This is a genomic window from Streptomyces sp. BA2 (genome assembly GCF_009769735.1).
Classification (GTDB): Bacteria; Actinomycetota; Actinomycetes; order Streptomycetales; family Streptomycetaceae; genus Streptomyces.
Window position 1 is genome coordinate 283,239 of sequence record NZ_WSRO01000002.1, and the last position, 21,856, is coordinate 305,094.

A 21,856-nucleotide genomic window follows, 5' to 3' on the forward strand; every position below is an offset into this window, starting at 1 on the left:
TTTGCCCCCTCAGTCTCGCGTAATGATGGTTCCGGTTCGGGCGGTGAGCAGGGCTGTGAGGGGTGCGTTGCCAATGATGACCCTCTCCACGTTCTGTGCCAGGGCTTCGCAGGCGGCGCGCAGCTTCTTGCGCATCCCGTCGGTCGCGACCGTGTCACGCAGTCTGGTTGCGGTCTGGGCAGCAACCCGGCGGACGGGTTTCCCGTCCACCATGAGGTGGCTGACGTTGGTGACCACGACCAGTTCAGCGGCCCTGAGGGCGCCGGCGACAGCCGCGGCGGCACGGTCGGCGTCGGTGTTGACCTCCTGGCCGGCTGTGTTGCGTGCCAGCGGTGTCAGCAGAGGGATGTGGCCTGGCCTCGCGTGCTTCAGTGGTGCGGTGTTCACGCTGGTGGGCGGACCGACGAGGTTGTCCAGTTCGATGAGCTGGTGGTCTTGCCACCACAAGCGCTCGGCGGGGCCCGCGCTGATCACTCCGTCGCTGCCGAGCAGTCTCTCTGTGGTCATGGCGCGCTGGTGGAGCTCTTCCAGGATTTCCTCGCTCAGCGCGGTGCTTACGGTTCTGATGTCGTCGAGGACCTTCGGTGTGGTCCAGCGGCTCTGGTTGCCGTACCGGTCGCGCAGGATGGCCTCCGGCTGACGATGGCGGGAGTCAAGCCGTTGCAGCGGGCGGGACCAGCCGTGGACAAGGACCAGTGGTCGTTCCTGTCCCAGGCGGGCCAGGTCGTCCCACCAGGGGCCGTTGAGGGAGTCGAGGCAGCTGCCGCCGAGTTTGACCACGATGGCGGGAGGTTGGTGCGGCGTTGTGCTCATGCGGGCATCACCGGCTGCATGGTCAGCCCCGTCTCCTCGGGGAGGTCGAACCGTCGGTTTGCTGCTTGCACGGCCTGGCCGGCGGCGCCCTTGACGAGGTTGTCGAGGGCGGCGAGGACGACGATGTGGCCGCCGTCCTCGTCAACCAGGGCCGTCACGTCGCAGAAGTTTGATCCCAACACCGCCTGTGGGTCCGGCATCGGGATTCGCGTCTCGGTGTGCCGCCGTGGCCTCACGAATGGGTGCCCCCTGTAGAAGCGCAGGTAGGCTCGTTCCAGCTCCTGTCGGCCGACGGTCCGATCGGCCCACACGTAGAGGCTTACGAGCAGGCCCCGCACGGTGGCGACCCCGTATGCGGACATGCTCAGGGAGCCGATCGAACCGGGCCGCGTCCGCTGCAGGAAGTCGGTGACCTCTGCGGCGTGCCGGTGCCCGGTGGGGGCGTACGGCGTGATGGCGCCGCTGCGCAGCGGATGCAGGCCTGTGGTGCGCAGGCGCAGTCCGCTGCCGCTGGATCCGCCTTTGGCGTCCACGAGCACCCGGCTCACCTGTAGGCCCATGCCCAGGATCAGAGGGGCAAGTCCCAGGGTGATCGCGGTTGCGTAGCAGCCGGGAAGTGTGATGAGTGCGGCGTCGTTCATCTGCTCGCCGACCAGTTCCGGCACCCCGTACACGAAGCGGTCCACAAGGTCGGCCCGGCGCTGCACGTTCGGGTACCAGCGGTCATGGAGTTGGCGGTTGCGGATGCGGAAGGCGCCACTGAGGTCGATGACGGCCGGGATCCGGTCCGCGAGCAGCGCGGCGAGTTCCGCCGAGACCGGCCCGGGGGTGGCCAGGAAGGCCACGTCGAGCTGGTCGGCGGTGTCCGCGGTGACGTGCTGCACGCTCAGGTGCGGGTTGAGCCGCAGGCCGGGATGGAGGTCGCCGGGATGCATGCCGACGCTGGAGTTGCCGCCAAGGAACGTCAGTTTCATGCCGGGGTGCTGAGTGAGGAGCCGGATGAGTTCGCCGCCGACAAGTCCGGAGGCACCGATCACTCCCGCACGGATCATGCCAGGGCCTCCCGGATGTGGCGGGCGACGGCCGTGGGGATGTCCGCCTCGACCGCCTCGTCCAAGGCCCGGAAGGCCGGGGCGTGGTTGACCTCGTTGACCATGTAGCCGTCCGGGGTGCGAAAGAGGTCCACTCCATAGATGCCGGGGCCCAGAGCGGACACCACACCGTCGAGGATCTTGCGCAGGTCCGGGTCGTGGGCCATGGGGCGGGTTCGGTTGCCCAGCGCCGCGTTGGAGCGCCAGTCGGTGCCATCTCCGGTGAATTCGACGGCGCCGAGCAGTTCGTCTCCTGCGACAAGGCAGCGCACCGAGGTGTCTCCCGCATAGGGCTCCACCAGGCATGCCTGCTCAAAGGCGTGTCCGAGGTCCTCGATGTAGTCGTATACGGACGCGGCGGTGTCCGCGTGCCGGAGCAGGGTGACGCGTTTGCCCATGCCGCCGAAAATCGGCTTGAGGACCAGCGGCAGGGTCAGTTCCTGCACGCAGCGCTCGAAGTCTCTGCGGGAGAGCACGAGGCGGAAGTCCGGGACGGGGATCCCCTCGGAGCGCAGCACGGTGCGCAGAACCGCTTTGTTCTGACAGATGCTGATCGCGCGGGCGGTGTTCAGCGTGTGGACCGCGGCGGCCTCGGCGAGCGTGGCGAGGAGACCGCCGCGGGTGTAGCTGCGGCTGCGCACCAGCAGCGCGTCGTAGCCCGCGAGCGACGGCGCGGCCGGGTGGCCCAGGCACATCGACTCGTCATTGACCCAGGACAGGTGCAGGCCGAAAGCCGGGGCGGCCGCGATCAGCCGACGTTCTTCCCAGCCGATCCGGTCCGCGGCGACGGCGACGGTTTGTCGCATGTCACTGGCCCCAGTCGCGAAGCCGGGTCTCGACCATGTGCAGGGTGATCCGGCCCTCACAGACGTCCTCGACACGCAGCGTGAGCATGCACTCGGGGCAGACAAGGGTCTCGCCCCGGACCATCGTTGGTACGGTCAGGTCCGTCTCGCACTCGGGGCAGGTACCGGCGAGCGTGTCACTCGTCATGAGGAACCTCCGTTGCTCATCTGGGTGTCAGACCGATGGGAAGACTGCGGCGGCCCTACGGAGCGCGTCCTGATCGAGCAGCGGGTTACCGTCTCGCTGCTGCTTTTCGATGAGCCAGGCGGTGAAGGACTCGACGTCCACGTCGAGGCCCGAATCGGCCAGCGCCCAGGAGACCAGGGCGGGGGTGAGGCGGCTGCGCACGCGTAACCGGCGTTCATTGCCGACGAGTTCGGCGGGCAGCGTCTCGTACGCCTCCGGATGGCTGAGCTGGCCCGCCAGCTCGTAGGCGAACGCGTGCCAGGTGACCGGCCCGGGTTGAAAAGCATCGCCGAGGCCGGAGCTCCCCAGCGCGAGGCGGGAAAGCTCGGTGAGGTGGGTCAGGTCGAACCGGGTGTCCGCGTGCAGGACGCGCAGCGCGGTGAGTAGTTCGGCCAGCGGCGTGTTGCCGCCGCGCTCGCCGATACCGCCAACGGTCGCAGAGACCCACCGGGCCCCTGCACGGACAGCGGCAAGGGAGTTGGCGACGGCCATGCCCAGCATGTTGTGTGAATGGACCTCGATCTCGGAGCCCTCGATCGCCACGAGGTGCGCGATCAGCTCCTGCATCTGCCACGGCGAGAGACAGGAGACTGTCTCCGCCAGCCGAAAGCGGTCGGCTCCGGCCTGGAAACCCGTCGTCGCATAGGGCAGAAGCCGATCGGTAGGGGTGCGCGCGCCGTCCTCACCGCTGAAGGTGACATGAAACCCTCGGTCCTTGGCCTGGGAAATCGCCGAACGGGCCAGCGCCTGCAGGAGCTTGAGACTGGTCGAGCCGAGCTTGAGTTCGGCATGCCACGCGGACGTGGGCAGGGAGCACATCACGTTCCGCACGCCCAGGCGCCTGGCCTCGTCAAGAGCCGTGGCGACCTGCCGCCGATCGCGCACCACGACGAGCGTGATACTGCGCTCGGGGCCGACCGCCTCATGCGTGGCGCGGATCAGATCTGCGTCCCTGGCTCCCGGGCCCGACACCATGCCTACCTCAACCCGATCGACGCCGGTCCTGACCAGCAGGTCAGCGATGGCCGCCGCATCCTTCGGAGCGAACTCGACGCCTGCCATGTGCGCGGAGTCCCGCAGCGTGGCATCCGATATGCGCGGCGCCCCCGGCACGCTCTCCCTCATCTCCGCTGCCATGTGCTCCACCCCTTGCCTTCCACGGTTCTGCCAGCAGTCCCAGGCGGACTGCTCTCCCGGCGTGTGCGAATTCAGCGGCGGCCCGGTCCCGCGAAGCCCTGCGCCAAGCTCGGATGCAGCGTCCGTGCGTGCGCAGGCCACCAGGCCTCAGTCCCAGTCCATGAAGGACTCCAGCCCCACGGTCAGCCCCGGTACCGAACCGACCCGACGCACTCCGAGGAGGAAGCCGGACGTGAAGCAGGCACGGTCCATGGAGTCGTGCCGGAGCGTGAGCGTCTCGCCTGTGCCACCGAAAATGACCTCCTGGCGGGCCACAAGCCCACGCGCTCGCACGGCATGCACCGGCACCCCTTCGACGTTCGCACCACGAGCGCCGGCCAGGGCGGTGGAGGTGGCGTCCGGCGGTGCTGCACTGCCTGCCTCACGGCGTGCTTCGGCGATGAGCCGGGCAGTGCGCACGGCGGCGCCGCTCGGAGCGTCGATCTTGTCGGGGTGATGCATCTCGACGACCTCGACGGACTCGAACCAGCGCGCCGCGTACTGCGCAAGACGCATGGTCAGCATCGCCCCGACGGAAAGGGGGCCGACGAGCACGCCCGTCGTGGGAGAGCCGGCAAGCCAGCCACTGAGCGTGTCCAGCCGCTCGTCCGTCCAGCCGGTGGTCCCGACCACCGAGTGGATTCCTGCGCGCACGCAGAACTCGAGATGGTCCATAACCGCGTCGGGGTGGGTCAGCTCGACAGCGACCTGGGTGCCGGCCCGGATGAGACTCTGCAGCGGGTCCATGCGGCCCAGGGCAGCCACCACCTCCAGATCGTCAGCGGATTCGACGGCCTTGACCACCTCACGCCCCATGCGTCCGCCCGCGCCGATCACTCCCACTCGGATAGCGCCCATCCTGCTCCTCCCGACATCCCTCCGCTACTCACGCTGTCGCTGCAGATCCGCGTAGGGGCGGGGCAACACGCAACACTGCGGCAGGCGCCGGGAACCTCCCCTCTGCCGCTTGAGATCACCCGACATCTTTGGGACTGCGGCTGGTTGTTGATGCCGTTTGTCGAGAAAGTGCGGGAGACCCCGGACTCATGGATCAGGACTCCGCGAGAACGCCACGGAGGACCTGGCCGATGTGGGCTGCTGCCGACCGTGGCCCCGAGCCAGCCACCAGACGCAGACCGGGCTCCACGCCGCGTTGGGCCGACGCTCTGACCACGAGAGGAACGTCGGGAGGTATGGGTCCGAACCGAATCCGCAGCCCGAGAAGAGCTTCCCCCGCTCGAATTGCCGGCCTCCGGGCGGGGGTTATTGGGTTTTCCCTTCCCGCTGTCCCACTCAATCGGGTTGAAGGGCCGGCGCTACCGTTGCCGTGCATCGGACCCTCCGTTAGGAAGGATGGCTGTCGGCCTGGCTTGTGAGCGGTCAGAAAGGGACCAACCGACATCCGCAGCAGCATGCGGAATACGGGGCGCAGTCCGACGGAGCAGTTGGCGCACCTGCCTTGGAGGCAAACCGTGTACGTCCCCCGGTACCGCAGGCCCCGACGTGATCGGCGTAGAGGTGCTGAGGCGCTCGCCGGCGACGCCGTGGTGCCGGCGCTGCCCTACCCCAGCGGCTGGTTCTGTGCGGGCCTGAGCAGGGACTGGGTTTCGGGAGCGGTACGGACGGTGTTGTTCATGGGAGAGGACATCGTGGTCTACCGCACCCGCGATGGCCGGCTACGGGCGACGAAGGCCTTCTGCCCGCACATGGGCGCGCACCTGGGAGTCGGCGGCCGTGTGGACGGGGAGCTACTGGTATGCCCCTTCCACGGGTTCGCCTTCGGCCTGGACGGCCGGTGCGAGCGCACACCGTACGGGACGCCTCCCCGGGCGACCCTGGCGTTGCTGCACGTGCGGGAAGCCCACGGCCTGGTCTGGCTGTGGCACCACCCCAGCAGACAACCCCAGTGGGAGCTTCCTCCGCTCCCCGGCATCGGCTTGCGCCCCGTCCTGCGGGCCAAGCAGATCGAACTCGCCAGCCACCCTCAGGAGATCCTGGAGAACGCGCTGGACTACGGGCACCTGCTGCCCGTGCACGGCAACCTGGTGGAGGAGATCACCGCACCGCACAGCGACGGCCCCTTCCTTAGACTGTCGGTACGCCTGCGCCGCCGCATCCCACTGCTCGGCCGCTACGTCGGGCACGGACAGCTCACCTTCACCTACATCGGTCTCGGCGCCATGTACTCCCACGTCGACTTCAGCCGCTACGGCTTCCACGTCATCGGATGGATGCTGCCCCTGCCCGTCGCGCCCTGGCGGACGCACTACCGCATGGCCGCCACGGTCACCGCCGTCGGACCACTGCACCGCCTGGACCGCACCCTCGGCCGCCTGATCACCCGGACACTCAGCCGACTGATGGTCGCCTGGTTCTTCCACGACACCCGGGCCGACCACCCCATCTGGCACCACAAGCAGTACCAGCCACACCCCGCACTCAACCAGGCTGACGGCCCCATCGGCACATACCGGCACTGGGCCCGCCAGTTCTACCCGCCCCACCCCTCGCTCACAAAGCCACGCTCACCGTCAGAGCCAGCTCCTTCGCCATAGCGCAGCCGATCGCCTGCCCCGCACAGCGAGGCGATCACCGAGGATCAACTCATGGGCGCGCTGGGCGACTTTGACGGTCTCCCCGGGAGCAAGTAGCTCGCAGAAGCCGCCGATGGCCATGCCGTTGGCCATCGCGAGGACCATGGGGCGAATCTGGTCGGCGGAAGCCGTAGGGAAGGATCACGCAACCGGCCAGCGCAAGCTCCCTCTTCTCGTGCATCGTCCCAGCTACTTCTGGCAAGAACTCGAGCTGCTCCCCAGCCCAGGTCTTCTTCAAGTGCCGCAGGGCCAGGATGCATTTCACCCACTCACGGGTAGTCGGGCCAGGGTCTGCGACAGGCTCCATTCACCCCTCCCTCGTGCGCCGGGAAACGCGGAGGCGCCGGGCCCTGCGGCACAGCGAGCGCGGGCCCTGGCCATACGCGGAACTCCCGCACCCAAAAACGCAGCAGCAGCCCAGGCAGAAACCCCAACACCGCTGCGACTGCGGCTGGCTATTCGGCAAGCAGCCCGATACCGCCCGCACCCGGCCGAGATGTCAGCCGGTCAGCCCTCACCGCGAGAAGAAGGCCGCCTCCCTGGCCTCATCCGGGCGGCTATGCTCCCCACTCTCCGGACCATCGACTACCTGTACGCGGTCGAGGTCGCGGTGATCCAGAAGGACGGAGCCGCGCTGGTCACCGAGGCCCCCAGGCGGCGTGTGCCGTCGGCCCCCAGGCGGCGCGTGCACCGGCAGCCCGGCCTGTGCCGACGAAGACCGTGGCCGAAAGAGGAGCCCGCAGGAATGTCCCGAACTGCTGGTTGATCGCCACCTGCGAGCGGCGGTCGCTGAGGTCAAAGCCGGGGCCCCGGGGCGGCGTTCCGCTCACCGGGCTGGTCTCAGGTGGCCGTGGCGGTTCCTGGATGCGGAGGGCGGCCGGAGGCCTGGGCGAAGTCGGCCAGGATCGGCCTTTCGGGGCTGATGAGCGTTGCGGGGAGCTGGTCGGGCAGGAACAGACGCCAGTCGGTGTTCTCCAGGCCCTCGACCCGGGGTGTGCTGCCCGGGGGAAGAGAGGCCCGGTAGACGACGGTGACGTTGTAGATCTCGTCGCCGTTGGGGTAGCGGTAGAACTGCTCCGCCCCGGAATAGACCCCGAACAGCTGCAACGTGCCGATGTTGAGGCCGGTTTCCTCTCTCACTTCGCGTCGGCCCGTGTCCTCGAGGCTCTCGCCGGGTTCCATCAGTCCGCCGGGCAGGCCCCATCCTCCGGTGTCTGCTCGCGCCAGCAGCAGGACCTGGCCTTCGTCGTCGGTGAGCAGTACCGCGGCGCCGGGAAGGATCAAAGGGCGGTGGCCCACCAGGGCCCGCAAATCGCTCACGTAGTCGTGCATGGAGTTTGGGCCCCTCTTCACATCGATGCCCGTCAGCCGGGGGCGGGTGACGCTCCCGGCCAGCCCGCCTGTGCGTGGCCCGGCCGGCCGCAGCACCGGCGGACCACGGATACGTGACCGCCGGGCGGCTCAGGGGATTGCCTGATCCGGCGTGGTCTTGGGAGCGTACGCGGTCCGGCCGGGCGACGCCGGGCCGATGTGGCTGCGCTGGTCAGGAACTGCTGCACCAGCTCAGAAGGGGGCTCGGCTGCGCCGTTTTGTATGCAGACGGACTCGATACGGCGACCGCCTGTGCACCTTCTTCCAGGGTGACAAGAGGGCCCGCCTCTCCGGTGCGCAGAAGGTGGCGGAAAGCGCGGTGTTCCTCGGCCAACGGATCATGCGGGGGGGACGGGGACGACAGTGCTGATGCCGTGAAGCGACTCGTGGGTGATCTTTGCGTTCGTCGCTAGTCATCTAGCGCGCACAGACAGCGGGTCACTACCGTCACCGGCGACACCGGCCGCCTGCCCGCGGACACCCTGACCGCGCGGGGCACGACGTCTGCGCAGCCCTACAGGACTACAGGATGAGGTCCCCCCGAGGCCGTCGCCCAGGCGCACGCCGACTTCGCCGACCTCCAGGGCACCGACGGCATCCCCCGACCCCGCCGAGTCCGTATCCGACGCCCGGACGATGCGCTCACCCCGGAGGAAACCGAACCGCGGCAGCGTCTCCAGGACCAGGACCAGGACCTCCAGCCCACGGAGACCGTGTAGCCGGCAAGATCAATCGCACCGGGATTTCCTGCACCTCAACTGCTCACACCCGTGATCACCGGCTCGGCAAAGGCGCGCCTGCTCGCCTTCCGCCCAGTGGAGATGGACTTGCTGTATGTCTGGTCTTCACGCCCCACCGCCGCAATCCGTTGAGTGCTGGCCAGCACCTTGCGTGGAGTAGTGGGTGGGCTGCGGCTGTATCCAACGGTGAGGAAGGCGGTACGACACCATGATCTCGAACCGCAGGTACGAAGTCGATCGTTCCAACGCGGGTGAAGCCGATGCACTGCTCAGGCTCATCGAAAGCTCCTTCGGAGAACCCGCTTTGCGCTGGTTCATCAGCGAGGCCGACCGGAACCGCGTCGTCATCGAGAGCACTGAATACGGCGGCAACCTCCCCGGGCCGCCCATCCAGCCTCCCCGCACCCGCTCGGGGCTCGCTACAGTCATCAGCCTCATCCCTACCGGGATCGGCTGCGCGATCGGCGGGTACGCCGGGGACGCGGCGCCGGTCACCGCATTGCTGGCGCAGGCCGCGGACTTGGTAGTCACGAACCCGAACGCCCTCAATGCCTCCAACTTCGTCCGGACCAGCGAACGGATCCTGTACACCGAGGGCTCGTGCATCGACTCCTTCGCCCGAGGACAGATCAATCTTCACCGGTCCCGTGGCAACCGGGTCGGGCTGATCATCGAGAGCTCCGCGACTGCGGCTGTTGAGCATGTATGGAATGTGACCAACGCGGTGCGCGCGGTGCACGGCATCGACGTCGTCGATTACGTGGTCACCGAACGCCCCATCGGCACACGCTGTGTTCGAAATGAGTCCGGTGCCTATGTGGGATGCATCGATTCGCCGGATGTGCTGCTGGAAGCCGCTCAGTCACTGATCGACCGGGGCTCGAACGCCATCGCGGTCACGACGAATGTCCAGGATCTCACCAGCCAGAACTATTCCGCTCATTTCAGCGGCAGTCACGCCAATCCGGTCGGCGGCGCCGAAGCCGTACTCTCGCACCTGATTGTTCGTGTCCTGGGGGTCCCAGCCGCCCACGCTCCGATGATGAACTTCAAAGATCTCATGCTCGATCATTCTGTGGTCGACGCCCGTTCCGCGGGAGAGCTGGTGTCCGTCAGCGGACTCGCCTGCGTGCTCATCGCGCTGGGCAGCGCCCCGCAGATTTCGCCAGAAGCCCGCGGTGCCCGGCTAACTGACGAGGTGAGCATCGACGACGTGATCGCAGTGGTAGCTCCGGCAGATGCCTTGGGCGGTGTTCCCGTACTTGAAGCACTACGCCGACGAGTTCCGGTACTCGCCGTTCGAGAGAACACCACAATTCTCGATGTCACCGCCGATGCACTCGACCTACCGGGCGTGTCCGAGGTCGCCAACTACACAGAGGCAGCCGGGCTGGTCCTCGCTCTACGTGGCGGCATCAGCCCGGAAACTCTCACCCGGCCGCTGCGGACACTGGGCTTGAGCGCTTCCGAACCGGCTGGTTGACCTGGCGTGCCGACCCGTGACCGCCCACGAACGACCTGACCTGCGTAGTGCCGGCGGCGAAGAAGGCGAGGTGGGGGTTCGCCCGCTGCACCTTCGCCCCTTGGGCGTTTTGCGCGCTTACCTCGCACGCGGTCATTCGTCTCGTTGTCCTGGCAGCTACGACCGTCGGCTGTACCGGTGCGACATGGCGCGGGGATGGGCCAGCGATGATGTCCTGGGGGTCGGAAACGCCCCTTCGGCAACATCATGATCAACGCACGCCACGAAGTCACCGCAGTGGGCCGCACCACCGGCACCAGCGGTGTCCTGAATAACCTCAGCCAACTTCCTCTCGATCTCCCCCGCGACGGCGGCGATGTCGGCGATGTCAGCGGCGTGGCCTTCGAGGACGACACCGCGGTAACGCAGATCGATAGCGCGTTGTCGCCAGCGAGTAGCAGGGCGAGGCGCGGGCTGGACCACATGTCGATGCCGAGATGTCGATGCCGAGGACATACGGGGAAGAGTTCCGGTTCCGCTGTAAGCGGGCCGATCGTGCCTGTGGTCGCCTGTTGTTCCGAATGACGCAGCCACTGGGGAGCGATGGCACTCGCATGCCCGTTGCTCGGTCCTGCAGGCAGCTCTGGCTCCCTCTGTCACTCCCCTCACTCCCCTCACTCCCCGTGGTGATGGCGACGACCAACGCCGGTCAGCGCCGGCCGAGGTGAGCTGGAGGGCAATGGATTGCGGGGCATAGCGCAGGGTTCGACTACGTACCGGTTACCAGCTCTCCGACTGGACGCCACCGCCGCAGACATACCCGCCTTCGGCGCGGGCGCCGACCCGTCCGGATGACCAGCGCGCTACTCCAGCACACCGAGCTCGGTGTCGGGTCGGCAGTGCGGGCAGGCATCAACGCCCTCGGTCAGCGCGCGGCGCGCCTGGTCCCGGTCCACGCCTCGTGACCGCTTGCCCGCCATGTGGCAATCGCCCCGGTGCACATACACCGGGCCGCGTCCACTCAGGCCCGGCTCGATGAGCCAGTCCGGGGCCGGCGGCCGGGCCCGCTCGCCGCGGATCCGCTCGGTCTCTCGCCGCTCCTCGTCCGCGATCCAGACGCGGGTGCGTGCCAGGTCGCGTTCCTGCACCCGTTCCAGGAAGCGGAGCACGTCGATGCGCCGGATCTCCGTCATCAGCTGAGCCGGTACTCCCGCCAGCCGGCGCCACTGGCTCGTACGACGGCCCCGGCCTGTTCGAGGCGGCGCAGCTGGTAGAGCACGGAGGAGGGGCTGGCCAGTCCGACGGCGCGGCTGATTCCCCGGACGCTGGGGGCCTCGCCCCGGTCGAGGATGTGGGCGCGGATACAGGACAGGACTGTTTGCTGCCGGTCGCTGATGTCCTGCGAGCGCCGTGTCATGTCTGCTCCTCGGTGCGGCGGCGCAGGTCGGCCAGCTGGGTCCGCGGTACATCCTGCACCAGGCGGCGGGACAGGCCGATGAGCCGACGCCGCAGAGCGGTGTTGCTGGTGGCTGGGGCTTGGGCGAGGGCATTGTAGGTGCGGGTCCAGTCGCGCTGGGTCTGCACGATGTCGGGGGTGTGTTCGGTGTGCACCATACCCCCAGTAGAGCATGTGTTCGATTTCTGGTGCGAGTCAGACGGCGCGTCCGCACAGCCCTACTGTGACTGAGAGCGCCAGTTGGTTCTGGCCTCGGTCTGGCCGCGCTTCCGTGACGGCTACGCCAGAGATGCTGTCGGCGTGCGGCTACTCGGGCGCGGCGCCCCTCCGCCACAGCTACGGCGGGCGGTCAGGCGCGGCGATACTTGGCCATTCGACCGCCAGGACCTTCGCGTCTGTCACCTCACCCTCGGCGTTCTTCCATCCGCGGATTGCAGGCTGAGGGGCACATGAAACCTGCTGCCGGGAATACGACGCTGTCAGCTGACATGTCGGAAACAGGCCAGTGGATCGCTTCCTCGCTTCTGCGGCGATGACAGGTCAGCCAGGCGGTGCCAGAGTGTGCCCGCACGGTACGCCGAGGGACTCCGGCCGGACCCGTCCCCGCACCCTGGCGCCCACCTCCCGTGGGGCCAGCGCCTTGAGAGCACGTCTCACTTCAGCATGCCCCTGCCCGTGATGCTCGCGACGGGGGCCGGAGAGGGAACGCGATGGGTTCATGGCAGTGGAACGACCAGGAACAGCCCACCACCACAGTCGGTGTCCGGGCCACGATGGGCGCCGTCACCATGAAGGACGACCCACAGGCCATGCAGCGGCCGTACGTCTTCGTGCGCGGCTATGACTCGCGCCTGCACGTCAACTGGTGGGACGGCAAGGCGTGGCACTGGAGCGACCAGGGCACGCCGGCCGGGCGCACGATCATCGAGAAGGTCGGCGCCGTCACGATGCAGAACGACGCGGGCGCGCAGCAGCGCCCGTACGCCTTCGTCATCACCGACGACTCGAAACTGCACGTGAACTGGTGGGACGGCAGCAAGTGGCACTGGAGCGACCAGGGCGCGCCTGCCGGACGTCTGATCCGTGAGGGTGTCGGCGTCATCTCCGCCCGGGACAATCCGAACGCGGCGCAGCGCCCGTATGCCTTCGTCATCACCGACGACTGCCGCCTGTGGGTCAACTGGTGGGACGGCTCCAAGTGGCACTGGAGCGACCAGGGCGCCCCGCCGAACCGCACCATCTCCCGGCCCATCGGCGTCACCACGATGAAGAACGACCCCAGCGCCTTCACCCGCCCCTACGCCTTCGTCATCACCGACGACTCCAAGGTCTGGGTCAACTGGTGGGACGGCTCCAAGTGGCACTGGAGCGACCAGGGCGCCCCGTCGGGGCAGCCGGTCAAGAAGGGTGCCGGCGTCATCAGCGCCCAGAACGATCCGAACGCGGCGGAGCGGCCGTACGCCTTCATCCAAGGCTACGACTCGAAGCTGTACGTCAACTGGTGGGACGGCAAGGCCTGGCACTGGAGCGCGCAAGGTGCGCCCAGCGGGCGGCTCATCCTCGACTCCGTCGGCGTGGTCACGATGAAGAACGACCCGAACGCGTTCACCCGCCCCTACGTCTTTGTCATCACCGACGACTCGAAGCTGTACGTCAACTGGTGGGACGGCAAGGCCTGGCACTGGGCCGCCCAGAACACGCCACCCGGACGCGTCATCGAACGCCCCGGAGAAGCAATCACCATGCAGGACAATCCGAACGCCACGCAGCGGCCGTACGCGTTCGTCATCACCGATGACTCCGACCTGTGGGTCAACTGGTGGTCGCTGCCCTAAGCAGCGCCATTGGTAGGCCGCCGGAAACGACCCGGCGGCCTACCAATCAGCCGGTTTCAGCCTGCCGGGCCAACTGTTGGCTGCCTCCGGGGCCTACTGATCTCGTCGGGGTGTTGTCGGATGGTGGGTCAGTTCCAGTCCGGTGCCGGTGAGGCCGCCCCCGGTCAGGTCGATGTTGGCCACCGGGCCGCGCCTTAGCTCGCCGAGACCCGCTCTTCGCTGTCGCTCATACCCCCGGTCCAACGGGCCGTGTGCCCTCGCGCGAGCCGGGGCTCAGACGCGGCGTGCTGATCCGCCGGGATAAAGCAGATTGGCGTAGGAGAAAAAGTGCCCCTCCGTTCCGCTTTGCACCCTGTTCGTGGAGGAGAGTGAAGGCAAGGCGTACCGACCGCGAAGGCCCCCCACGGCCGGTGCGGCCCGTGCTTCTGCCAACGGTCACCTACGGCGTCCGGATCCGCCTGAGGGACGGGTTCGCTCCCGAGCGCACGCCCGACCCTGTGCGATGTGACCCAGTTCACCCTGGAAATGCCGTCGGCCTGGAACATCCGTGTACGACCCATCGTTCATCTAGATGTGGCTGCGGAGGGGACAGTGTCCCCGGGCCTCACCTATAGCCCATGGGGACGATCGTTCGGCTGAAGCCCCATGGAGCCACTCGCCGAGAGGCGACCGCCCTCCGCGTGCCACCACCTTCGGCCCCGGCTGGTCTCCCCCGTCCAGCCGGGGCATTTTTTGTATCTACAGGACGTCGGCAAGTGCTTCGACCTGCTGGGCGAGTTCGGAATCGGGGCGGGGCCGCGTCCCATGCCGAACTCCGCCACGGTGTCGACCTTCAGGCGGCGTACGGCGTCCTTGCAGCCAATGCCGCAGACCATGCTCTCGGCGCTGCCGGCCCCGGGAGCTTGTGACGCGATCTTGCCTGCCTGCGTGAATCGACACGCGGCACTACCTACCAGCGAGAGCCGAGCGATCAACACCAGTTCGCCCGTGGCAATCTCTGCCGGTCGAACCCATCGCCACCCGCGTCGCACCCGCCTCGGCAGTCGCTCTGCGGCGCCGCTTCCGGACGCATCTGGGCACCACCCCCGGAGCCCGCCGACGCACCTTCACCCCAAACTCGGGCGGCTGCGTGACGGACGCCCCCGCGCCTGGGATGCGGCTGCGCGCCGAGAGCTTACGGAGCCATGACGGATGGCTCAGTTGTCGTTCCACGCGTGAGGCCAGAGTGTCTACTGATCCCCGTCATGGCGCACCGGACCAGAGGTGGGCTGCACCGTGGGAACGATGGGGGTTTCGATGACCAGGGATCGCAGGAGTACCGCGACCGGGGGATGGACTCGGCGTAGCGCCTTCATGGGCGCGATGGTGGCGGTCCTCGGGGCGCTGAGCGTGTCGCCCTCCCAGGCCGCAACGTCCGTGGCCGGGACCCCCGGCACGCCGACGTTGCCGCGTGTCTCGGCCGGCCCCTACGAGGGTTACCAGTTCTGCGGAGCGACACCGCCGGTCGTATACCCGTCCGTCTTCACCCAGTTCGCCGCGACCGTCGAACCCAGTGAAGGGGATCCCTCCTATCCCTATCCCAGCTATCCCGAGATGAATGGCCAGTTCGAGATCGCCAGACCCGGCGGCGAGGACGCACCGTTCATCCAGGAGACCAGGCCGGCCAACGGGGGAAGGGCGCTGAGCCTGCCTCTGGCAATGTCCTTGCCCGAGGGCTCCTACCGCTGGCGGGTCCGGGCGGAGGACCACTCGCTTACGTCGTCGTGGACACCGTGGTGTGACTTCACCGTCCGCGGGACCGTCTGATCTCGGCTGGCGTACGTCGCGAATATCAATTGACCTGGGGAAACGTCGTTCTGGGCGACGTTTCCCCAGGAGTCAAAAGGATCGAATATCTCAGGGGGCAAAGAATGACGAGAGCGCGCAAACCAGTGGTTCTCGGAGCGGTCGCGGCAGCCATCCTGGTCATCGGAGCGACTCTTTACTGGTTCAAACCGTGGACCTTGTGGACGGACGAGACCGTCCGCGAGGAACTGCCCACAGCCGCGCCCGAACCTGCCAAGGGCCAGTCGCCGAGCACCAGTTCCGCACCACCGTCGCCTAAGGGGCCACACACGGTGGCCACGGGCCAGTTCATCAGTCACGAGCACAACACCACCGGCTCGGCGAAAATCCTCCGCCTGGCCGACGGCTCGCACGCCCTGCGCCTGAGTGGCCTGGACACCAGCAACGGCCCGGACCTGCACGTCTGGATCACCGATGCTCCGGTGAAGGAAGGCAAGGCGGGCTGGGGCGTCTTCGATGACGGGAAGTACGAGAGCCTCGGCAAGCTCAAGGGCAACAAGGGGGACCAGAACTATGCCCTGCCCGCCGGCCTCGACGTGAACGAGTACAGCAGCGTCAGCATCTGGTGCGAGCGCTTCAGCGTGTCCTTCGGGGCGGCCGAACTCAGCCCCGTCTGACGGTTCGGTCGGGCCCGCTCGCGGATTCACCCGTCCCGGGGACGACCGAGGGAAGCCTCGGGTCCCCGGGCTGTCCTGGAGCTGGCGAGGCGGGGGTGTGGCTGCGGGTGCGGTCGTGGGAGTTCGTGGGGGGCGTCGGAGGAATCCGCCAAGCCACGCAGCACGGAATTGGGGGTAGCCATGAAGCCGTCGGTTTCTGGCCAGGGCTGCTGTGTCGCGATGACGGCTGGCGCCGGCGGCGATGCTGGACTTCGCCGCGGGCTCCTTCATCGCCCGGGCGTGGGCAACGGTCTTGGCCGGAGGCGGAGCTCCCATTCGCCCGGGCTGGCCGCGAACGCCTTGCGGGACACTTCCTCTGGTGCCTCCCGCAAGGCACCGCCCCGCCTCGATCCCATGCTGACCAGAAGGTCACCAACCTCCTGGTCTTCTTCGGTAACGCATTCAGCGACTCCGAATCCCGCCTGTGCGCACGAGCCCGGCTCCTTCTCCGCAGCCGCCGGCGGCTACCGACGATGATTCCTCCGCGCTCCATCCCTCGTTCATGGCGAGCTGTCGTACTGGCGAACGATTGATGGGCGGCGCTGTGGCGCAGCGGACCTGCGTCAGGCGGTATGGACGGCTCCGTCTTCGACGTGGGGTGCGGAAAGCTGGCGACGTGCGGCGCTGAGGGCGGCGTCGATGCGGCGGGTGCCGGTCGATATGCAGAGCGTGTAGGCGACGTCTTCCATGCGCTGACGGGCTTCCTTGGTGCCGTTCTCAGCATGCAGGGCGCGCAGCGTCTCGTACTGCTCCAACAAGTTCTTCAGTACGACTGGGTGTGCCATCAGCATCAGGGCCTCCCTCAAAGCCACTACCAGGGGTGTGCGCCACATCTTGTGCCCCAGAGCCAGAGCGATATTCGCCCGCACTCTTGCGTGTTGCCCTGGCCCAAGGCCCACGAGCTCGCCTGCTCCCCGCATGCGCGGAATGGTCCCGGCACCTGGGGCGAGGCTCAGATCTTCGCGTGCTCCCCGGATGGTTCCTCGAACACCAGACTCGCCGCCCGACTCTTCGCCGTGCTCCCTGCATCGGAGGTCTGCATTGGAGAGTGTGGTCGTAGTGCGGCGGTGCCATCGAATGGCGCCGGGCTCATCCAGTAGTTCGCTTCCGAGACGGCCCAGCTATCGGGTCTCTCCCCCACAGGCAGCAGACCACCCTCGTCAGGCGGACCGAGGTCAGTACCGTTCGCGAACTCGGCCACGACGGTGCGATACCGCTCAAGCAACACCACGCCGTGCCCGCGCCCCCATGCCCGAAGCGCCTCCCAGCCCAGAGCGCACCGCCGGACCTCTACTGGAAAGGCTTCAGCCCCGTTTCCCAGCATGGGGCGTCGTCGTTGGTCTGATCGAGCGATCGAGGCCAAGGGAGCGGGGCGGGCGTGCGGCAAGAGTGGTCGCCAGAGGGGCCGTTGGCGAGCTGGACGCTGGTAGACCGCTACTGGGACTTGGTGGCGCACAAGACCGGAGCGACCGACTCGGCTTCAACATCGCGAACCACACGCTGGTTGGCCGGACCGCCGAGTACCACCGCAAGCAGATCCGCGAGGCCCTGCCGGTGAAGTGCCGGGCCCGGAGTATCGAACCGCCGGTCCGAGTTGGTGCGGCATCCCGTAGGGACCCCGCCACGTGACTGGGCACACGCGGCGTACTGGACTGATCTACCTGGCTCTTGCGCTGGCCGGGATGGGCGGTGCCTTGTGGGCGGCCTACACGCACCGGTCGGGAGTCGCGGAGATGGCAGGCACCCTGCTGCCCGCGCTGGCGGGACTGTATCTGGCCTGGCAGGGCTTTCACGCGGACCGTGCCGAGGCGTCGCAGGACCAGGGAGTGGCGGAGATGGCCGACCAGTTGGCAGTGACGGTACGCCGCCAGTGGGAGGAGGAGGCACGGGCCCGGCGCCTCAACGATCCATACCCCCTGTCCGTGCGCTGGGCACCGGCGGCTCCGGCGCTGCCCGAGGACTGGCCGCGGTTACGGACGGAGGCTGCGGGTCGGCTCGTGGGAGCAGCAGGCGCCCCGCAGGGGTGGGCGACGGTCCCGGGCGACCTCGCCGGATCCGGCCTGGAGGTTGCCGACGTCTTCCTGCACAGGATTCCCACCCATCGTCTGGTCCTCCTGGGCGCCCCGGGATCCGGGAAAACCATGCTGCTGATGCGTCTGCTGCTGACAGTGGTCGAGCAGCGGGCCCCGGGAGAAGCGGTCCCGGTACTGCTTCCACTGGCCTCATGGAACCCGGCCGCACAGGACCTGCACGCATGGCTGGCCGAGAGGCTGACCCAGGACTACGCCGACCTGCGAGGTCCTGCCCCTGCGGGCGTGGGCAGCATGAACAGGGCCCAGGCGCTGCTTGAACACCACTTGATCCTGCCGATCCTGGACGGACTCGACGAACTCCCCCCGACCACACGTGCCGTGGCACTCGACGAGCTCAGCCGTGCCCTGCCGCCTGGCCAAGCCGTGGTGGTCTCCAGCCGCACCGACGAGTACCGGCAGGCCCAGGCCCCTGCGGCCGGGGTCCCGGTGCGTCTGACCGGGGCTGCAGGCATCGAGCTGCAGCCCCTGACGGTTGATGAGACTGCCGCCTATCTGTCCCGGGACGCTGGAGGGGAGCACACAGCGTCGGCTGCCCGCTGGGAGCGCGTGCTCACCCGGCTCGGCTCCGACACCCCCGTCGGGCAGGCGCTGCGCACCCCGCTGATGGTGTTCCTCGCCCGCACCGTCTACAACCCGCGTCCTGGTGAGACCGCGACCAGTCTGCCCAAACCAGCAGAGCTCTGTGATGTGGACCGGCTGCCCACCCAGGCGGCCGTCGAGCGACACCTGCTCGAAGCGTTCATCCCTGCGGCCTACCGGCGCCGCCCGGCCGACGCCGGCCGGTGGAGCCCGCAGAGCGCCGAACACGCCCTGGTCTTCTTGGCCCGGCATCTGCAGCACACGCTTCACGGGACCCCCGATCTGGCCTGGTGGCACCTGCACAGGGCGGTACACCGACGCGTCTACCAGTGCCTGCTCGCGACCACCGCCGCGTGCACCGCCGGACTCAGCACGTTGGGCGCCGGGCTTGGCACGGGCGTCGGGATCGGTCTTGCGGCCGGATTCCTGGGCTGGCGCACCGGCGGCCAGCCAAGAAGGCTCCCAGCCGTCGCCTTCTGGTGGTCGGGGGCGGGGTTCGCCCTGGGCCTGCTGTGGGCGTTCGGCTTCGGCCTCATCCTCGTCCTGTCAGCCCGCGCCACCCCTGAGCTCTGCATACTCGGAGCTCTGCTTCTTGGCCCGGTGACGGGCGCCCGTCTTGGCCACGGCGTGGTAGCTCTGGCCGGCCAGGAAACCCGCCCGCCCGACCTCGCCTTCACGGTCGGACCGGCAACGCTCGTTCGCTACGACCGCCGGGTCTTTCGGCGGCTCATCCTCGAGTTCGGGTTCGGCTACGGGCTCGTGCTGGCACTCGCAGTCCCGGGCCTGCTCAACGACGCCGCTCCCGACCCCGGCAGGTTCGCAGTCCTCGCCCTCACCCCCGCCTTCAGCGTCTGCGGAGCCTTCGCCTACGCGGCCTGGGGCCACTTCATTCTCGCCCGCTGTTGCCTCACACTGGGCCGTCGGCTTCCTTGGAACCTCACGGCCTTCCTGGCCGACGCCCATCAACGCGGCGTTCTGCGACAAGCCGGGGCGGTGTATCAGTTCCGTCACATCGACCTCCAGCATCACCTCGCTCAACGCTCATGCTCCTCTTGAGTACGGACCACATCGTCCAAGGCTCGATCCCGAGCCTGCCGACCAGCGGCCCCGCGGCTCCGCGGCTCCGGGGGCAGGGGCGGCTAAGGCAGACCGGCCGGTCCTCGGTCCCTGGGTATCGGTGGACCTTTCGCCTCGACTGCGGCGCACGCCCGTGGTGCGATGAAACAGGGGGTCGGGAAGGAGAGAGCGATGATCCCACCGACAGGGGAGCGCAAGAGTGGCACGGGCCATGTGTCGGTTCGCCCGCTGGGTGAGGCAGACCTGGACCGGGCCGACGAGATCTTCAGGGTCGCCTTCGGGACGTTCCTCGGGTTTCCCGAGCCGAAGACATTCTTCGGGACCGCCGACTACGTCCGCACTCGCTGGGCGGCCGATCCACATGCGGCCTTCGCAGCGACCGTCGAGGGCGAAGTCGCCGGATCGAACTTCGCCGCCAACTGGGGCAGCGTCGGGTACTTCGGCCCGCTGACCGTACGTCCGGACCTATGGGACCAGGGCATCGGCAGGCGCCTCATGGAGCCGGTCATGGACTGCTTCGACACCTGGGAGAACCGACACCTGGGCCTGTTCACCTTCTCGCACAGTCCCAAGCACCTTGAGCTCTACCGCCGGTACGGTTTCTGGCCCCGATTCCTCACAGCCATCATGAAGAAGCAGGTCGCAGGCAGTGCCGCGGTCCCCCGCCGAGTGCTGTACGGCCAGCTGCCCGCCACCGAGCAGCCCGGCGCCCTGAGCCTCTGTCGCACCCTGACCGGGGCCGTGTACGAGGGCCTGAGCCTGGAACGCGAGATCGTGGCCACGCACGCGCAGGGGCTCGGTGACACCATCCTGCTCCAGGGCGCCGGCTCAGAGCTCGATGGCCTGGCCGTCTGCCACTGCGGAGCCGGGTCGGAGGCTGGAGAGGACGTGTGCTTCGTCAAATTCGGAGCCGTACGCCCTGGCCCGGATGCCGCCGACCGGTTCGAACGACTCCTCACCGCGTGCGAGCAGCTGGCCGCCGAGCGTGGCCTGGGGCAACTGGACGCCGGCATGAGCCTGGGCCGCCCGGATGCCTACCGTCGAATGGTCGACCACGGTTTCCGCACCTGGTTGCAGGGCGTGACCATGCACAGGCCCAACGAACCCGGTTACAGCCACCCCGACGCCTACGTGATCGACGACTGGCGCTGAGACCCCGCCGCACAGGAGTTGCGGTGTCAGGCTCTGACGCTGAGCGGCCCCGCGTAAGTGCCAAGAGGTCGCCGGGCCGCCGGTGGCGCGCAGCCGGACGGGCCCTGAGCTCGGGTCTAACGTCGCCGGCTGCGACGCGACATCTCAGCTGGAGGACGTTCAGGCACCTGAGGCACCTGTCTTCCTCGAACGCCTCGGCCAGTGCCGCGCCGCGGAACTTCCGCGGCGCACGGCACTAGTAGCTGTCGTAGCTGGGCTTACCGTTCGGCCGGTAGACGCCGACGACGGTGCCGCCCTTCGTCGTCGAGACGTTGACCGGCTCCAGTGCGGTGGGGATCGCCCCGTCGGCGAACAGCCGCTTGCCGGTGCCGATGATCACCGGGTGGATGGTCAGCCGGTACTCGTCGACGAGACCGTGCTGCATGAGGGTCTGCGCGAGGTCGCCGCTGCCGACGACGTTGATGTTGCCGCCGTCGGATGCCTTCAGTTTGCGTACGGCATCGGAGACGTCGCCCTCCAGCAGTGTGGAGTTCTGCCACTCGACGGACGTCAGGGTCCGAGACGCCACGTACTTGCGCATGCTGTTCATCCGATCGGTGAACGGGTTGCCGGGATCGGCGGTTGGCCAGTACGACGCGAAGATCTCGTACGTCTTGCGGCCGAGCAGCATCGCGTCCGAGCGCTCGTACCAACCGGCGATGGCCGCCCCGACTTCGTCGTCATCCACCGGCTTCTGCCAGCCGCCGTGCTTAAAGCCGCTCTCCGCGTCCTCGTCCGGACCGCCCGGCGCCTGCATGACGCCGTCGAGCGTCAGGAACGTACAAACGATGATCTTGCGCATGGTGTGCTCCCTTCCTCGAGGGGTGGACCGTGCGACCGCCACA

Annotated in this window: 19 protein-coding genes; 7 read left to right on the forward strand and 12 right to left on the reverse strand. The window is 68.1% G+C overall.

What is annotated here, in order from left to right:
- Positions 1 to 9 precede the first annotated feature (9 nt).
- From E5671_RS03965 to dapB, 6 genes are all read right to left on the reverse strand, one after another.
- Positions 10 to 813: an amino acid kinase family protein gene (locus E5671_RS03965; RefSeq protein WP_160502452.1), complete on the reverse strand. Its 804-nt coding sequence runs from the start codon at positions 811 to 813 to the stop codon at positions 10 to 12.
- Positions 810 to 1,865: an N-acetyl-gamma-glutamyl-phosphate reductase gene (gene argC, locus E5671_RS03970; protein WP_160502453.1), complete on the reverse strand. Its 1,056-nt coding sequence runs from the start codon at positions 1,863 to 1,865 to the stop codon at positions 810 to 812. The genes E5671_RS03965 and argC overlap by 4 nt, the downstream gene beginning before the upstream one ends.
- Positions 1,862 to 2,710 carry an ATP-grasp domain-containing protein gene (locus E5671_RS03975; RefSeq protein ID WP_160502454.1) on the reverse strand — a complete coding sequence of 283 codons (849 nt, stop codon included), beginning with the start codon at positions 2,708 to 2,710 and terminating at the stop codon, positions 1,862 to 1,864. Before E5671_RS03975 ends, argC begins: the two co-directional genes overlap by 4 nt.
- A gap of 1 nt (position 2,711) precedes the next feature.
- A complete protein-coding gene (locus E5671_RS03980) occupies positions 2,712 to 2,897 on the reverse strand; it encodes a lysine biosynthesis protein LysW (protein WP_160502455.1) in 186 nt (61 codons plus the stop codon).
- Positions 2,898 to 2,924: 27 nt separating this feature from the next.
- Positions 2,925 to 4,073, reverse strand: a complete 1,149-nt coding sequence (locus E5671_RS03985) for an isopropylmalate synthase (RefSeq protein ID WP_160502456.1) — start codon at positions 4,071 to 4,073, stop codon at positions 2,925 to 2,927.
- 147 nt (positions 4,074 to 4,220) lie between these two features.
- Entirely contained in the window at positions 4,221 to 4,970 is a 750-nt protein-coding gene (gene dapB, locus E5671_RS03990; protein WP_160502457.1) for a 4-hydroxy-tetrahydrodipicolinate reductase, read from the reverse strand.
- Positions 4,971 to 5,524: 554 nt separating this feature from the next.
- Here dapB and E5671_RS03995 point away from each other — a divergent pair.
- Positions 5,525 to 6,667 (forward strand): Rieske 2Fe-2S domain-containing protein, encoded by a 1,143-nt coding sequence (locus E5671_RS03995; protein WP_272902816.1) that lies wholly within the window; start codon positions 5,525 to 5,527, stop codon positions 6,665 to 6,667.
- An 879-nt stretch (positions 6,668 to 7,546) separates the two neighbouring features.
- Here E5671_RS03995 and E5671_RS04000 read toward each other — a convergent pair.
- Positions 7,547 to 8,038 carry an NUDIX hydrolase gene (locus tag E5671_RS04000; protein WP_160502459.1) on the reverse strand — a complete coding sequence of 164 codons (492 nt, stop codon included), beginning with the start codon at positions 8,036 to 8,038 and terminating at the stop codon, positions 7,547 to 7,549.
- Between the two features lie 987 nt (positions 8,039 to 9,025).
- Between E5671_RS04000 and E5671_RS04005 the strand changes: the two genes are divergently transcribed.
- Positions 9,026 to 10,300 (forward strand): DUF3326 domain-containing protein, encoded by a 1,275-nt coding sequence (locus tag E5671_RS04005; RefSeq protein ID WP_160502460.1) that lies wholly within the window; start codon positions 9,026 to 9,028, stop codon positions 10,298 to 10,300.
- An 842-nt stretch (positions 10,301 to 11,142) separates the two neighbouring features.
- Here E5671_RS04005 and E5671_RS04010 read toward each other — a convergent pair.
- From E5671_RS04010 to E5671_RS04020, 3 genes are read right to left on the reverse strand one after another with little or no spacing between them, the layout of a single operon-like run.
- Positions 11,143 to 11,472, reverse strand: coding sequence for a DUF6233 domain-containing protein (locus E5671_RS04010; RefSeq protein WP_160502461.1), 330 nt, complete (start codon positions 11,470 to 11,472; stop codon positions 11,143 to 11,145).
- Entirely contained in the window at positions 11,472 to 11,696 is a 225-nt protein-coding gene (locus E5671_RS04015; RefSeq protein ID WP_160502462.1) for a hypothetical protein, read from the reverse strand. The genes E5671_RS04010 and E5671_RS04015 overlap by 1 nt, the downstream gene beginning before the upstream one ends.
- A complete protein-coding gene (locus E5671_RS04020; RefSeq protein ID WP_160502463.1) occupies positions 11,693 to 11,893 on the reverse strand; it encodes a hypothetical protein in 201 nt (66 codons plus the stop codon). The genes E5671_RS04015 and E5671_RS04020 overlap by 4 nt, the downstream gene beginning before the upstream one ends.
- Positions 11,894 to 12,445: 552 nt before the next feature.
- Between E5671_RS04020 and E5671_RS04025 the strand changes: the two genes are divergently transcribed.
- The 3 genes from E5671_RS04025 to E5671_RS04035 all read left to right on the forward strand — a co-directional run bounded on the left by E5671_RS04025 (position 12,446) and on the right by E5671_RS04035 (position 16,032).
- Positions 12,446 to 13,570 (forward strand): hypothetical protein, encoded by a 1,125-nt coding sequence (locus tag E5671_RS04025; RefSeq protein ID WP_160502464.1) that lies wholly within the window; start codon positions 12,446 to 12,448, stop codon positions 13,568 to 13,570.
- A gap of 1,296 nt (positions 13,571 to 14,866) precedes the next feature.
- Positions 14,867 to 15,376, forward strand: a complete 510-nt coding sequence (locus E5671_RS04030; protein ID WP_160502465.1) for a hypothetical protein — start codon at positions 14,867 to 14,869, stop codon at positions 15,374 to 15,376.
- Between the two features lie 104 nt (positions 15,377 to 15,480).
- The gene (locus E5671_RS04035) at positions 15,481 to 16,032 is read left to right on the forward strand and encodes a DM13 domain-containing protein (protein WP_160502466.1); all 552 of its coding nucleotides are present in this window, start codon (positions 15,481 to 15,483) and stop codon (positions 16,030 to 16,032) included.
- Positions 16,033 to 16,634: 602 nt separating this feature from the next.
- On the opposite strand, the gene E5671_RS04040 is transcribed toward E5671_RS04035, so the two are convergent.
- Positions 16,635 to 16,862, reverse strand: coding sequence for a DUF5133 domain-containing protein (locus E5671_RS04040; protein WP_160502467.1), 228 nt, complete (start codon positions 16,860 to 16,862; stop codon positions 16,635 to 16,637).
- Positions 16,863 to 17,696: 834 nt separating this feature from the next.
- Between E5671_RS04040 and E5671_RS04045 the strand changes: the two genes are divergently transcribed.
- Entirely contained in the window at positions 17,697 to 19,799 is a 2,103-nt protein-coding gene (locus E5671_RS04045; protein WP_160502468.1) for an NACHT domain-containing protein, read from the forward strand.
- A 192-nt stretch (positions 19,800 to 19,991) separates the two neighbouring features.
- On the forward strand, positions 19,992 to 20,972 hold the full coding sequence (locus tag E5671_RS04050; RefSeq protein ID WP_202121005.1) for a GNAT family N-acetyltransferase: 981 nt from the start codon (positions 19,992 to 19,994) through the stop codon (positions 20,970 to 20,972).
- A gap of 235 nt (positions 20,973 to 21,207) precedes the next feature.
- Here E5671_RS04050 and E5671_RS04055 read toward each other — a convergent pair whose 3' ends face one another.
- Positions 21,208 to 21,813: a dihydrofolate reductase family protein gene (locus tag E5671_RS04055; RefSeq protein ID WP_160502469.1), complete on the reverse strand. Its 606-nt coding sequence runs from the start codon at positions 21,811 to 21,813 to the stop codon at positions 21,208 to 21,210.
- Positions 21,814 to 21,856: the final 43 nt, after the last annotated feature.

Coding starts and splice junctions, on each gene's coding strand:
- E5671_RS04030 (WP_160502465.1), top strand. CDS start 14,867: ATGACCAGGGATCGCAGGAGTACCGCGACCGGGGGATGGACTCGGCGT.
- E5671_RS03980 (WP_160502455.1), bottom strand. CDS start 2,897: ATGACGAGTGACACGCTCGCCGGTACCTGCCCCGAGTGCGAGACGGAC.
- E5671_RS04040 (WP_160502467.1), bottom strand. CDS start 16,862: ATGCTGATGGCACACCCAGTCGTACTGAAGAACTTGTTGGAGCAGTAC.
- E5671_RS03965 (WP_160502452.1), bottom strand. CDS start 813: ATGAGCACAACGCCGCACCAACCTCCCGCCATCGTGGTCAAACTCGGC.
- E5671_RS04015 (WP_160502462.1), bottom strand. CDS start 11,696: ATGACACGGCGCTCGCAGGACATCAGCGACCGGCAGCAAACAGTCCTG.
- E5671_RS04010 (WP_160502461.1), bottom strand. CDS start 11,472: ATGACGGAGATCCGGCGCATCGACGTGCTCCGCTTCCTGGAACGGGTG.
- E5671_RS04050 (WP_202121005.1), top strand. CDS start 19,992: ATGATCCCACCGACAGGGGAGCGCAAGAGTGGCACGGGCCATGTGTCG.
- E5671_RS03975 (WP_160502454.1), bottom strand. CDS start 2,710: ATGCGACAAACCGTCGCCGTCGCCGCGGACCGGATCGGCTGGGAAGAA.
- dapB (WP_160502457.1), bottom strand. CDS start 4,970: ATGGGCGCTATCCGAGTGGGAGTGATCGGCGCGGGCGGACGCATGGGG.
- E5671_RS04035 (WP_160502466.1), top strand. CDS start 15,481: ATGACGAGAGCGCGCAAACCAGTGGTTCTCGGAGCGGTCGCGGCAGCC.
- E5671_RS04000 (WP_160502459.1), bottom strand. CDS start 8,038: ATGCACGACTACGTGAGCGATTTGCGGGCCCTGGTGGGCCACCGCCCT.
- E5671_RS04005 (WP_160502460.1), top strand. CDS start 9,026: ATGATCTCGAACCGCAGGTACGAAGTCGATCGTTCCAACGCGGGTGAA.
- E5671_RS04020 (WP_160502463.1), bottom strand. CDS start 11,893: ATGGTGCACACCGAACACACCCCCGACATCGTGCAGACCCAGCGCGAC.
- E5671_RS04025 (WP_160502464.1), top strand. CDS start 12,446: ATGGGTTCATGGCAGTGGAACGACCAGGAACAGCCCACCACCACAGTC.
- E5671_RS03995 (WP_272902816.1), top strand. CDS start 5,525: ATGCGGAATACGGGGCGCAGTCCGACGGAGCAGTTGGCGCACCTGCCT.
- argC (WP_160502453.1), bottom strand. CDS start 1,865: ATGATCCGTGCGGGAGTGATCGGTGCCTCCGGACTTGTCGGCGGCGAA.
- E5671_RS04055 (WP_160502469.1), bottom strand. CDS start 21,813: ATGCGCAAGATCATCGTTTGTACGTTCCTGACGCTCGACGGCGTCATG.
- E5671_RS03985 (WP_160502456.1), bottom strand. CDS start 4,073: ATGGCAGCGGAGATGAGGGAGAGCGTGCCGGGGGCGCCGCGCATATCG.